Here is a 13,445-nt window from a genome sequence, read left to right on the forward strand (position 1 = left end):
CACCCACCCCGTGCTGGCCCCGGTGCTGGCGGTGATCCCCCTGCAGCTTCTGGCCTACCAGATGGCCGTGGTGCGGGGCTGCGACGTGGACCAGCCGCGCAACCTGGCCAAGAGCGTGACGGTGGAGTAGGGAGACGGGCATTTGCGGGCGGGCCGTATGGAAGGAATAAAATGGGAAGCGGGAAATAACGGCAGTGAGTTTGGTAAACCGGTAAACTGAATTGTGACCCAAACGGGCGAGGGACGGGTGAGACCTCGCCCTGTTTTTCGCTACGGCAAGTGCAGCCAATCATCGATCAGGAATTGGGAAATATTGTAAATGGATTGAGAAAAGGACGGATGGCGGTGTTCGATAGACACAGATGGACGAAACGACACCCATCTTGGCGAGCCTTTTGCGAAGAAATTTATAAACTTATGAATCGTAATGCGCGGTGCGTAGCGAGCGGGTCCTCAAAGGACTCCCTCCGCGTTTTTGAGGCTAATAGATCGGCAGCTTGGACTTAAAAAATTTTTTTTGCTTGCCAATGCTACCAAAATCAGGTATAATAACTTTGCCGGCAACTTTGCCGGCAAAAAGGACGGTGTAAAATTATAAAATTATGAAAAATGATCCGATCTTAGCCGATATAAAACAGGATACAGACTTACTACCTTACGCCCTTTGGGAGCAGATGGGCTTCCGTTTTGGTGATAAAGGAACCCATACGAGCAGAACCATTATGCTGGAAGAGTTATCGTTATTACTTCATGAATGTGCAGAAGATGCGACGCGTGATGACTATATAGCGGCAATTGTTAACTTTAATTGCCTGGGCAAGCGGACAACTGCGACTCGAAGACTTTCCAGTCAGCGTATGCGGGAGTTATATGGTCTCGATCCATCGCTGCATATATTCAGGGTTTTGCGTTATTGCTGGTACGCAGATGAGAAAGGTCGCCCACTTCTGGCCTTACTTACTGCTATGGCCCGGGATCCACTTCTACGAGTTACATCCCTCCCCATTCTCCGGATGCAACCAGGGGAAGAACTGGCCCGGCAACAGATGATAAATGTCCTTCGCGAAAGTACCATGAACCGGCTAAATGATAGAACACTTGATAAGGTAGTGCGCAACGCTTCTTCATCCTGGACCCAGTCGGGCCACTTAAAAGGTCGTGTTCGTAAGATTCGCCAAAAGGTTGAGCCTACACCTGTCGTTACCGCATTTGCTCTTCTTTTAGGTTATTTACTTGGTGCCCGGGGCCCCGGTTTATTCAAAACGTTATGGACAAAGGTGCTTGATACACCCCGGGAAGAGCTTATTACCCTGGCAATGGATGCGAAGCGCCTTGGTTTCCTGGATATAAGCTATTCCGGCGGTATAATCGAAGTTTCAATTGACCGTATGTTAACCGAGGAGGAAAGGAAGTTGATCCGTGAGTAGAATTGAGGAGCTGGCAAACCGCTATCGTAAACATATTGCTGCGCCATGGCAGCGTAATCTGGCAGGTGAGCAAAAAATAATTTTTATAGTCTACCCTAAAACCGATGAGCGTAAACTCAGGGCCAGATTAGAACTATTCGAGTTAGCAACCATTGAATCTGGATATAAATGGAGATTTTTTGACTTTACCCAAACCTTTGCCCGCTGGATGAGTAACCAGGAATATAAAGAAATTTATTTCGAAGAACCAGAAGACCTGGCGATACCCCTTGAGAGTGAATTCCCACATTTTGCAGCCAATGAACTCCGTAAAGTACTTACTGGTGAAGATGTTGACTCTGACACTGTGGTTGCTGTTTATGGCGTTGCCAGCCTGTACGGATTCACTAAAGTATCGGCGGTTCTGAAAGAAGTAGTAAGAGATATTCGTGGGCGGTTGGTAGTCTTTTTTCCAGGCGAATTTGAAAATAACAATTATCGTCTTCTCGATGCACGAGATGGTTGGAATTACCTGGCCATTCCCATCACTTTACATAATGGAGTGAGCGACTAATGAAGAACCGGGAGATTTTCCAACGTGACCCTATTGTTTCAAAATTGCTTAATGACGGCGTAGCTACAGTTACTGAAGCGGCCACTTCTAAAGAGATTGAAACCCTTCGCTATGAACTGGAGCATTTTGTTTGCGAGGGGCAGTATAAAGACGGACTTATACGCATCCTTGAGTCTTACTTGAGCAATGCGGATTCGACAAGCCAGCCAGCCGTCTGGGTAAGCGGTTTCTTTGGCAGCGGTAAATCACATCTTCTCAAGATGCTCCGTCACTTATGGGTTAACACCAAATTTGAGTCGGATGGAGCGACTGCCCGTGAACTGGCGCAGTTACCAGTGGAGATAAAAGATTTGCTTAAAGAATTGGATACGTTAGGGAAAAGATGTGGTGGGCTTCATGCTGCGGGGGGAACGCTGCCGGCCGGTGGAGGAAAAAGTCTTCGTCTGGCTGTTCTCAGTATTATCTTTCACTCGAGAGGCCTGCCTGAGTCTCTCCCCCAAGCACAATTCTGCCTTTGGCTTCAAAAAAATGGCATCTACAGTCAGGTTAAAAAGGGTGTGGAAGATTCAGGCAAGGACTTTCGGCAAGAACTTCGTCATTTATATGCCAGTCCGGTAATAGCCAAAGCACTTTTGGAAGCTGACCCTGATTTTGCCTCCGATCTCAAGCAGGTGCGAGCCACTATTCGTGCCCAGTTTCCTGATGTAGACGATATTTCGACATCCGAATTCATCCAGATCATTCGTGATGTCCTTTCTGTAAACGGTCAACTTCCCTGCACGGCGGTTGTACTCGACGAAGTCCAGCTCTTTATAGGTGACAGTACGGCTCGTTCATATGATGTGCAAGAAGTAGCGGAAGCTCTTTGCAAGCAGCTTGATAGCCGAATACTGCTTATAGGGGCTGGCCAGACCGCACTGAGCGGTAATCTTCCGCTTCTCCAACGATTAAAGGATCGTTTTACAATACCTGTGGAACTCTCTGATACGGATGTTGAAACTGTAACTCGCCGGGTAGTGCTGGCCAAAAAAGCAGATAAGCGTAAGGCCATCGAAGAAATGTTAAATGCTTACGCTGGTGAAATTGATCGACATCTTGTCGGTACTCGAATTGCTCCCCGAAGTGAAGACCGGAGCATTATCGTCGAAGACTATCCCCTTTTACCCGTCCGCCGCCGATTTTGGGAGCATGTCCTTCGCGCCGTTGACGTTTCAGGAACCAGGAGCCAGCTTCGTACACAGCTCCGTATTGTTCACGATGCTGTCCGGGAGATTGCCGAAAAACCTCTGGGTACGGTCGTGCCGGCTGATTTCATATTTGACCAGCTCCAGCCAGACTTGCTTCGCACTGGGGTTCTCTTACGGGAAATTGACGAAACCATTCGTAATCTGGACGATGGAACTCCCGAAGGTTTGTTAGCCAAGCGCATTTGCGCACTTATATTCCTCATCCGCAAACTCCCCCGCGAAGCCGTTGCTGATATTGGTGTCCGTGCTACCGCGGATATGTTAGCAGATCTTCTGATAAGCGACCTGGCCAGTGATGGCCCTGCCCTGCGCAGAGAGATTCCACGGATCCTTGAGAAACTGGTTGAGGAAGGAAAGCTTATCAAGCTGGACGAGGAATACAGCCTTCAGACCCGGGAAAGCAGCGAATGGGACCGGGAATTCCGCAACCGGCAAACCCGGCTAAATAATGATCTTACGGCTTTATCCAGTAAACGTTCGGCTTTGTTGAATTCGGCCTGTGTTGACGTTCTTGGCAACATTAAACTCCTCCAGGGAAAGTGCAAGGTACCACGTAAGCTGGTACTTCACTTTGGCAGCGAGCCTCCTGAAACTCAAGGCCACGAAATCCCGGTTTGGGTCCGGGACGGGTGGGGGGAAAATGAGAGTGCTGTTGTCGCCGATGCCCGGGCGGCCGGTAATGACAGCCCGACTATTTTCATCTATATCCCTAAAGCAAGTGCCGAGGACCTAAAAAAAGCGATTATTGATTATGAGGCGGCTAAAGCGACCATCGAATTTAAGGGTACTCCTACAACTCCAGAGGGACGGGAAGCCCGCGACGCGATGTCCACACGTATGAAGACGGCCGAGGCTACCCGGGATGAAATTATTAAAGAGGTAATTAATGCCGCCAGGGTGTTCCAGGGTGGGGGCCAGGAGCGTTTTGAGCATTCCATAAAAGAAAAAGTGCAGGCAGCAGCCGAAGCGTCCCTGGACCGCCTCTTTCCGAACTTCCGGGATGCCGATGATGATCGGTGGCCGGCTGTTATCAAAAGGGCAAAGGACGGCGATGAAACCTCCTTCCAGGCAGTAGGCTGGAATGATGCACCCGAAAAACACCCTGTCTGTGCAGCTATTTTTTCTGAAATCGGATCCGGTAAGACAGGGAAGGAAATTCGCGAAACCTTTGAAAAAGCACCTTATGGCTGGCCGCGTGATGCTATTGACGCTGCTTTGATTACACTTTTTGCCACTGGACATCTTCGCGCTGTATATAAAGGAGTCCAGCTTGACCGTGGTCAATTGGATCAAGCTAAGATTTCGGCTACCGACTTCCGAGTTGAAACGGTAACCATAGATGTCCGCAGCCGCATGAAGCTACGAAAGCTTTTTCAAACAGCAGGTCTTAGCTGCAAGGCAGGGGAGGAATCTTCTGTAGCCGGGCAATTTCTTGCCAGGCTTATGGACCTGGCCGATCGTGCCGGCGGCGATCCGCCAATGCCTGAGCGCCCCTCTAAGGCCCATTTGGAAACAATGCGGGGACTCGCTGGTAACGAACAACTTGCAGCGATACTGGAACAGTTTGACACCCTGGCCCAGCAACTGCAGAATTGGTCAGTATTGGCGGACCTGGCGGCAAAGCGCAAACCAGCGTGGAATAGACTTCAGATCCTGTTGAGACACGCCCGTGGCCTTCCTGAAGCGGAAGAACTGCAAAAACAGGCCAATGCTGTGCGCGATGAACGTCGATTGTTAGAAGAGCCCGATCCGGTTCCGGATATTCACAGAGCAGTCGTCAAAGTGCTCCGTACCGCTGTCAGGCAGGCTTACGCCAACTTTGAGGCGGTATATAACCGGGAGAAAGCGGCTCTCGAGGGAAATGAGAACTGGCAGAAACTATCTCCGGAACAGCAGCAACAAATTCTTGCGGCTGAAGGTATTGCCAGCGTTCCCCGACTTTCCATAGAAGATGATGACTCCTTGCTTCGAAGTCTTCAGGAGACCCCTCTGTCCAGCTGGAAAACCAGGACAGATGCCCTTCCTCAGCAGTTTAGCAATGCTGCCATGGCAGCTGCGAAGCTGCTTGAGCCAAAAACGCAAAAGGTAAAACTGGCCAGCAGCATTCTGAGGACAGAAAATGATGTTAAAGCCTGGGTGGCTAAAATTGAGAGAGAACTTCTAGAAAGGATTAAGAACGGCCCCATCGTGATCTCGTAGGAGGGGGAAATGGATGCCGGTACTATCAGTAGAACAGCGAAATAAACTTGAACGTACAGTCGTCGAAGCCCGGGATGTTGCCGAAGCCGGAGCCAGGGCGGCCCTGGAGGCCCTGGCTGTGCATCATCATGAGCCTTACAGCCATATGAGTCCAGAACAGCGCCGGCTTCGCAACCACCTTCGTGCCCGGGCGCGGCAACTGGGGGATAAGCAGGACAAAAGCGGAAAACTGGAAATCACGCATCTGATTCAGGAGTGTGCTTACGAGCACTGGCATCGGATGCTCTTTGCCAGTTTCCTGGCGGAAAATGACCTCCTTATCGAGCCGGAGATGGGGGTGGCCGTTAGTCTGGAAGAGTGTGAGGAGCTGGCCAAGGAGGAAGGTACCGATCTTTGGACCCTGGCCAGCCGTTTTGCCCAGCAGATGCTGCCGCAGATCTTTCGCCCGGATGACCCGGTGCTGCAGGTTACTTTTCCGTACGAATATCAATTGAAGCTGGAGCAGTTGCTCGACGACCTGGAGCCGGATATCTTTAAAGCCAGCGACGCCCTCGGATGGGTCTACCAGTTCTGGCAGAGCAAGCGGAAGAAACAGGTGAACGAGTCGGGCAGTAAAATTGGCGCTGATGAATTGCCGGCTGTTACCCAACTCTTTACAGAGCCTTATATGGTCAACTTCCTTATTCACAATACCATTGGCGCGTGGTACGCGGGCAGGGTACTGGCGGAGAATCCGCAGGTGGCCGGGCAGGCAGAAAGTGAGGAAGAGCTTCGTAAGGCGGTTGCACTGCCCGGTATAACCTGGGATTACCTTCGTTTCGTCCGAACCGGCGATGGGGAGGGGCCGTGGCGTCCTGCCGCTGGCACGTTCGAGGGCTGGCCGAAACGGGCAGCCGGGCTTAAAATACTGGATCCCTGCTGCGGCTCGGGCCATTTCCTTGTGGCGGCTCTTTATCATTTAGTCCCGATTCGTATGGCCGAGGAAGGACTTGCGGCCCGGGAGGCATGCGACGCCGTACTTAGAGACAATCTTCACGGCCTGGAGATCGATGAGCGCTGCACGCAGATCGCCGCCTTTGCCCTGGCGCTGGCGGCGTGGACCTATCCAGGCGCCGGCGGCTACCGCCCCCTGCCCGGGTTGCGCATAGCCTGTTCCGGCATAGCTCCAAATACGAAAAAAGAAAACTGGTCTGCCCTGACGGGAGATGACGAGCGCCTCCGTAAAGGTATGGTCCGGCTTTATGACCTTTTCCGGGATGCGCCCATTTTAGGAAGCCTCATCGATCCGAGTTCCGCTTTAGAAGATAGCCTGTATGAAGCCCGGTTTGATGAACTCCGCCCCCTGCTGGAGAAAGCCATGTCCGCGGAGAAAGACGATTATGAGCAGCACGAACTAGGGGTTGCCGCCTGCGGTATCGCTGATGCCGTTCAAATTCTTGGCGGGCGCTATCACCTTATTATAACCAATGTGCCGTACCTGGTACGTGGTAAACAGACCAATTCGCTCAAAGAATTTTGTGCCGAATATTACGATGAAGCTAAAAATGATATTGCTACTGTATTTCTGGACCGCCTGTTCCGACTCAATTCGCCTGCCGCCACAACGGCGCTGGTCATGCCGCAAAACTGGCTGTTCTTGACCACCTATAAGAAGTTTCGAACCCGGATGCTGAAAACAAGACGATGGGATATCGTTGCTAAACTTGGCCCGGGTGCATTCGAAGCTATATCAGGCGAGGTGGTTAATGTTGCTTTACTGGCCATTTCCGCCTCTACCCCGCTAAAGGGTCACACCTTCGCTGGCATCGACGCCACCACCCCCTGCACGGCGCAGGAGAAAGCTAAACTTCTTCGAAGCGCCGAACTTAAAATGATGGTGCAAGCTGAGCAGTTGAAGAATCCGGATTCAAGAGTCGCATGGGGAGTGGAACTAGAGACGGAATTACTGGAAAAGTACGCCGACAGTTACTGGGGACTAGGAAGTGGTGATTATCCAAGATTTGGTCGAGTATTTTGGGAGTTGTCAAAGATTGGGGATGAATGGGTATTTCAGCTAAGTACTGTAGAGCAAACCAAGCTCTATGGCGGACGAGAGCATATTTTACTTTGGGAAAATGGTGAAGGTGCTCTTGTCAACCACCCGGGTTCATTTGTTAGAGGTATCCACGTATGGGGAAAAGAAGGAGTTCACGTATCGCAAATGCGGCAGCTTCCGGTAACCTTGTACACGGGTGAGGCGTGGGATACAAATAGCGCACCAATTATTCCGAAGAACCCAGCCCATCTCCCCGCCATCTGGTGCTTTTGCTCTTCGCCGGAATATAACGAAGCTGTACGCAAGATTGACCAGAAACTTAATGTTACGAACGCTACGCTTGTTAAAGTACCCTTCGACCTGGAATACTGGCAGAAAGTAGCCGCCGAAAAGTATCCCAATGGTCTTCCCGAACCTTATTCGGACGACCCGACACAGTGGATCTTCCACGGGCATCCGGCAGTTTCTACCAGCCCCCTTCAGGTGGCGGTGGCCCGCCTTCTGGGCTACCGCTGGCCGGCAGAGCTGGATGATTCGATGCGGTTGTCTGCGGAAGCACGCGAGTTGGTACAGCGCTGCAGGGAGCTGGAAGATTACGCCGATAGTGACGGCATAGTGTGCATCCCTTCCGTTCGCGGAGAAGACCCGGCTGCCGAACGCCTGCGGGCGTTACTCGCCGCCGCATATGGGGATGACTGGTCGCCAACTAAAGAGCAGGAACTTATCGCAGCAACGGGTTCTGAAGCGAAGGAGCTTGACGAATGGCTTCGTAACGATTTCTTTGAGCAACACTGCCGGCTCTTCCATCACCGGCCCTTTATCTGGCATATCTGGGACGGGCGCCGTCGCGACGGTTTCCATGCCCTGGTCAACTACCACAAGCTTGCCGGGGGCAGTGGCAAAGGCAGGCAGGTTTTAGAGAGCCTTACTTATAGTTATCTCGGTGAGTGGATTACCCGGCAGAAAGATGGGGTGAAGCGGGGCGAAGGTGGTGCTGAGGACCGGCTGGCAGCGGCATTAGAATTGCAAAAACGCCTCATTGCCATCCTCGAAGGTGAACCTCCTTTCGACATTTTCGTTCGCTGGAAACCTATCGAAAAGCAGCCCATCGGCTGGGAACCGGATATCAACGACGGAGTGCGCATCAACATCCGGCCGTTTATGGCTTCTGATATTCCCGGTGGCCGGAAAGGTGCCGGCATCCTCCGGTGGAAACCAAATATTAATTGGGGTAAGGACCGTGGCAAAGAACCAACGCGTCCTCAAGAACAGTTTCCCTGGTTCTGGAAGAATGGTAAGTTTACCGGCGACCGGGTCAATGATGTGCATTTAACCAATGAAGAAAAAAGAAAAGCACGTGAGACGGTGAACAGGAGTAGATAACTATGTCGATTAGGACGAGTGAAATGTCGGCAAATACACTTCTAGAAGCCGTGCGTGAGTCGTTGCTTCGAGCCGGCCTGTATGATCCCGGTACCGTTGTCCCGCCAGCAGCGATTCTCTGGACCGATGCCGACGGCCAATGGCAGCCTCTGGTATCCCAGTTGCGTTCACTTATGCCGGAACTTTTGACCCTGGGAGATTACAACCCGGAAGAAAAAACCGGACCAGCAATTTGGCTGCGGTGTGTCATTGAACGAATGCTACCTGAAGTTGAACTACCGGATAAAGCCATCCCGGTCATTTACATGCCAAACGTGAGCCGGCAGGTACTCCGAGCTGGCGAGGAGTGTCCGGACAGCCTCAAACCGCTGGTGGAACTGCAGTATCGCGGGACGGTTTGGACACAGCGTAACGGTAAAGACTGGACAGTTGAGGCATTTTTGGTATCAGAAGATGGTCTGGGCCTGGATGTGGCTAAAGATAAACAGACCCGCCAGGCGATGCTTCGGGCACTACCGCAATTGGCCACCACCCCTGTATCACGGTTGCGAGGTAAACGCCTGGAGGCTGAGGATTTTGATAAGTTGATGGTTGCAGATACCTCCCGGGACCTGCTGTTATGGCTGAATGACCCGGTTCATACGCGCGAGAAATGGGGTAACGACAAGTGGGCGGCATTTTGTGCTCGTTGTAAGGTGGAATATGAGATCGATCCGGGAGAAGGCGAACTTGTTGTTGCTGAAAAAATGGGATTGCGGGATAACGAAGCCTGGCATACTTTGTGGCAAAGATATGCCGAAGCCCCGGCGCTTTACCCCGGTATTCCCGAAATCTTGCGGCGCGCCAAACCGGCCAGACTGTTATTTGATCGGGAGCCCTGGCCGGACGAAAACGAAGCGGAAGAGGCTTCGCTGAGGCAGAGTCTCTTGAAATTGGAAAGATTATCTCCCGCTGATGCCAGACAAAGAATCGAAGAACTCGAAAAGGAACACGGTGCACGGAGGGAGTGGGTCTGGGCCCGGCTGGGGCAGAGCCCGCTGGCCGTGGCCTTAAAACACCTCGTAATCCTGGCGCGAAAAACAGCTCAAGGCCTTGGAGGCGACTCGCCCAAAGCAATGGCCGATCTGTATACAGAGAGTGGGTATCTGGCCGATGATGCCGTATTGAAGGCAATTGGCAGCGTGAAATCATCGGAGGATGCCAGGGCAATCCAGGCCGCTGTTCGCAGTATCTATCTTCCCTGGCTGGAGGATGCATCCCGGCATTTCCAAGATTTAATTGCAACCTTCCCTTTGCCGAACATTGCCAGCAATAACCAAACTTTAATTGCCGCCAATCCCGGGCAGTGTTTGCTTTTTGTGGACGGACTTCGATTCGACATTGCCCGGCGTTTGGTTGCCATGGCCGAAGAAAGACAGCTCCAGGTAAATATAAACTGGCGCTGGGCCGGACTGCCTACGGTAACTGCAACGGCGAAACCAGCAGTCTCCCCAATAGCAGGAAAGCTTTCAGGTGATCTACCTGGCGAAGATTTTATTCCTGAGATTACAGAGGCCAATCTTTCACTAACTACCGACCGGTTTCGCAAGCTCTTAGCGGAAGCAGGCTATCAGGTGTTTAATTCCTTTGAGACGGGCAACCCGGCTGAGCCTGGAGCACGTGGGTGGACGGAATTTGGCGAATTTGACAGATTGGGCCATACATTGCAAAGCAGGCTCGCTGCCCGCATCGATGAACAGCTTGAGCTTGTTATGGATCGAATTCAGGGTTTGCTTGATGCCGGTTGGAAACAGGTGCGATTGGTAACGGACCACGGGTGGCTTTTAGTTCCGGGTGGACTGCCGGCCATGAAACTGCCCAAATACCTCACCGAAAGCCGCTGGACAAGATGCGCCGCCATCAGGTCGGGAACCCATGTTGATGTGCCAACTGCTGGATGGTACTGGAATGCATATCAGCAATTTGCTTTTGCACCGGGGGTATATTGTTTCATAAACGGCAACGAATATGCTCACGGAGGCGTAAGCCTTCAGGAATGCCTTATTCCTGATTTGGCCTTTTATTCGATCGAACTAGCCCCGGTAACGGCTAGTATAAGGGAAGTTCAATGGTTTGGGATGCGTTGTCGCGTTGCAGTTGATGCCAGCAGTACCGAAGTCATAGCCGACCTGCGGACAAAACCCAATGATCCGAATTCCAGTATTACTACGCCCAAGCAGATTGATTCCACTGGACGTGTTGGACTCCTTGTTGCAGACGATTCCCTCGAAGGTACCGTAGTTAGTCTTGTCCTGCTTGACCCATCAGGACGCGTGCTTGCAAAGCAGGCAACCACCGTTGGAGGTGAGGACTAAATATGGAGCTTGACGCTCTCGATAAACTAGCAGCTTCTGTATTCGATGGGTATATAGTACGGAAGGACCTGGTCAGAAAATACAGCCGGCTGTATCCTGTACCTACATACGTGGTAGAATTCCTGCTCGGTCGGTATTGTGCAACTGTCGATGAAAAAGAGATCGAGGAAGGCCTGGAGATTGTTGAGAGGCAATTAAGGGATCGCACGGTTAGGACCGGTGAAGAAGAACTTTTTAAAGCACGGGCAAGAGAGATTGGTTCGGTCAAAATAATTGACCTCATCAAGGCTCGATTGGACACCAAAAACGATTGCTTCGTCGCCGAACTGCCGAGCCTGGGGCTAAAAGATGTCCGGATTGCCGATAACCTGGTTCATGAAAATGAGCGCATGCTGACTGATGGGTTTTATGCAGAAGTCACCCTCGTCTATGATGCTGCCATTGCCCAGGAAAAAAACGGTCGTCCCTTCGCCATTGAAAGCTTACGAGCCATTCAACTTTCAAAAGTGGACGCCCTGGCAGTACTACAGCGAGGGAGAAGCCAGTTTACTACCGACGAATGGAAACGTCTTCTAATACGTTCCGTAGGATTAGAACCGGATGCACTTTCAGAACGGGCTCAGAATATCGCCTTATTGCGGATGGTGCCTTTTGTAGAGCGAAACTACAATCTTGTTGAAATAGGCCCCCGGGGGACCGGCAAAAGCCATTTGTTTCAACAAATCTCTCCTTACTCCCATTTAATTTCAGGCGGTAAAGCTACAGTGGCTAAAATGTTTGTGAATAATGCCACCGGACAACGTGGTCTCGTCTGCCACTATGATGTCGTGTGCTTTGATGAAGTATCCGGTATATCCTTCGATCAGAAAGACGGCGTCAACATTATGAAAGGGTACATGGCCTCCGGCGAATTCTCCCGCGGTAAGGAAAGTATTCGTGCTTCCGGCGGCATTGTAATGCTGGGGAATTTTGATGTGGATGTTCAGCAGCAGCAACGCATCGGCCATTTATTTAGTCCACTCCCGCCGGAGATGCGGGATGATACGGCTTTTATGGACCGTATTCACGCCTATGTTCCAGGGTGGGAGTTTCCCAAGCTCAATCCGAATATTCATCTTACGGATCATTTTGGCTTGGTCAGCGACTTTCTCTCCGAATGCTGGCATAAACTCCGTGATGGTAGCCAGGTTTCCGTGCTGCAGGGTCGGGTCAACTGGGGGGGCGCCCTCAGCGGTCGCGATATTGAAGCCGTTAATAAAACCGTTAGCGGCCTGATCAAGCTGCTTTTCCCTGATTCCGAGATGCCGATACCTGATGAAGAGCTGGAAAAGATCGTCCGTATTGCCCTGGAATCGCGTCGCAGGGTGAAGGAACAGCAAAAGCGCTGCCTTAAGACTGAATTTCGAAATACTCATTTCAGCTTCTCCATGGGAGTAGATGGGGTGGAACAGTTTGTTTCCACGCCGGAACTCCATAGTGATGAAACTATTGACAGTGATCCTTTGCCTCCGGGGCAGGTATGGGCCATCAGCCCCGGCGGTCAGGACGCTTCACCAGCTTTATATCGAATAGAGGTTACCGTTGGTCCCGGCAGTGGGGTAAAAATTCTTAACGCACCCGTTCCGCCAGCATTTCGGGAGAGCGTACGTTACGGAGAACAGAATCTGTATGTTAGGGCCAAAGAACTGGTTGGTGACCGCGATCCGCGCGCGCATGAGTTTTCCATCCAATTGCGCGCTATGGACGTGGAACGTTCAGGCCAGGGACTCGGTTTACCGGTGCTGATTGCCCTTTGCGGCGCTCTAATCGAGCGCAGTGTAAAGGGCGGATTGATCATAGTCGGGGCCTTAAACCTGGGCGGTTCAATTGAGATGTTACCTAATCCGGTTGCTGTGGCCGAACTGGCCCTCGAGAAAGGAGCTACGACGCTGTTAATGCCTATATCCTCTCGAAGGCAGCTATTTGATCTTCCTGATGAAATGGCTACGAAGATCAACATCGAATTCTATGCTGATGCAACGGATGCTTTTGTTAAGGCGATTGTTGATTAGTATACAAAGTGTCGATTCTCAAAATAAACCGGAAAAAATTATCACATTAAATTAGGTCGGCCAGCCACGAAAACCAAAGAAATTATCACTTTAAAAAGGTAAACCCAAATACAATTCTCAAATAACGTTGGCAAACAAAAAGCCGGGCTGCCTCATTTTTCAGGCACCCCGACCAATTGTTCCGGTTAAAGCAGCC

6 protein-coding genes are annotated in these 13,445 nt (G+C 51.4%); all 6 read left to right on the forward strand.

Annotated elements, in window-relative coordinates:
* The first annotated feature begins 602 nt into the window (after window positions 1-602).
* The 6 genes from GFC01_RS16710 to brxL are packed head-to-tail and all read left to right on the forward strand — an operon-like array spanning window position 603 to window position 13,249.
* Window positions 603-1,427, forward strand: coding sequence for a hypothetical protein (locus GFC01_RS16710; RefSeq protein ID WP_152948293.1), 825 nt, complete (start codon window positions 603-605; stop codon window positions 1,425-1,427).
* Window positions 1,420-1,980 (forward strand): BREX protein BrxB domain-containing protein, encoded by a 561-nt coding sequence (locus GFC01_RS20055; RefSeq protein ID WP_207707641.1) that lies wholly within the window; start codon window positions 1,420-1,422, stop codon window positions 1,978-1,980. Before GFC01_RS16710 ends, GFC01_RS20055 begins: the two co-directional genes overlap by 8 nt.
* Window positions 1,980-5,426: a BREX system P-loop protein BrxC gene (gene brxC, locus GFC01_RS16720; RefSeq protein WP_152948294.1), complete on the forward strand. Its 3,447-nt coding sequence runs from the start codon at window positions 1,980-1,982 to the stop codon at window positions 5,424-5,426. The genes GFC01_RS20055 and brxC overlap by 1 nt, the downstream gene beginning before the upstream one ends.
* A gap of 13 nt (window positions 5,427-5,439) precedes the next feature.
* Window positions 5,440-8,844, forward strand: a complete 3,405-nt coding sequence (locus GFC01_RS16725; RefSeq protein WP_152948295.1) for an Eco57I restriction-modification methylase domain-containing protein — start codon at window positions 5,440-5,442, stop codon at window positions 8,842-8,844.
* Between the two features lie 2 nt (window positions 8,845-8,846).
* Window positions 8,847-11,198 carry a BREX-1 system phosphatase PglZ type B gene (gene pglZ / locus GFC01_RS16730; protein ID WP_152948296.1) on the forward strand — a complete coding sequence of 784 codons (2,352 nt, stop codon included), beginning with the start codon at window positions 8,847-8,849 and terminating at the stop codon, window positions 11,196-11,198.
* A 2-nt stretch (window positions 11,199-11,200) separates the two neighbouring features.
* The gene (brxL, locus tag GFC01_RS16735; protein WP_152948297.1) at window positions 11,201-13,249 is read left to right on the forward strand and encodes a protease Lon-related BREX system protein BrxL; all 2,049 of its coding nucleotides are present in this window, start codon (window positions 11,201-11,203) and stop codon (window positions 13,247-13,249) included.
* Window positions 13,250-13,445 lie beyond the last annotated feature (196 nt).

It is taken from the genome of Desulfofundulus thermobenzoicus (assembly GCF_009428905.1).
In the GTDB taxonomy this organism is placed as follows: domain Bacteria; phylum Bacillota; class Desulfotomaculia; order Desulfotomaculales; family Desulfovirgulaceae; genus Desulfofundulus_A; species Desulfofundulus_A thermobenzoicus.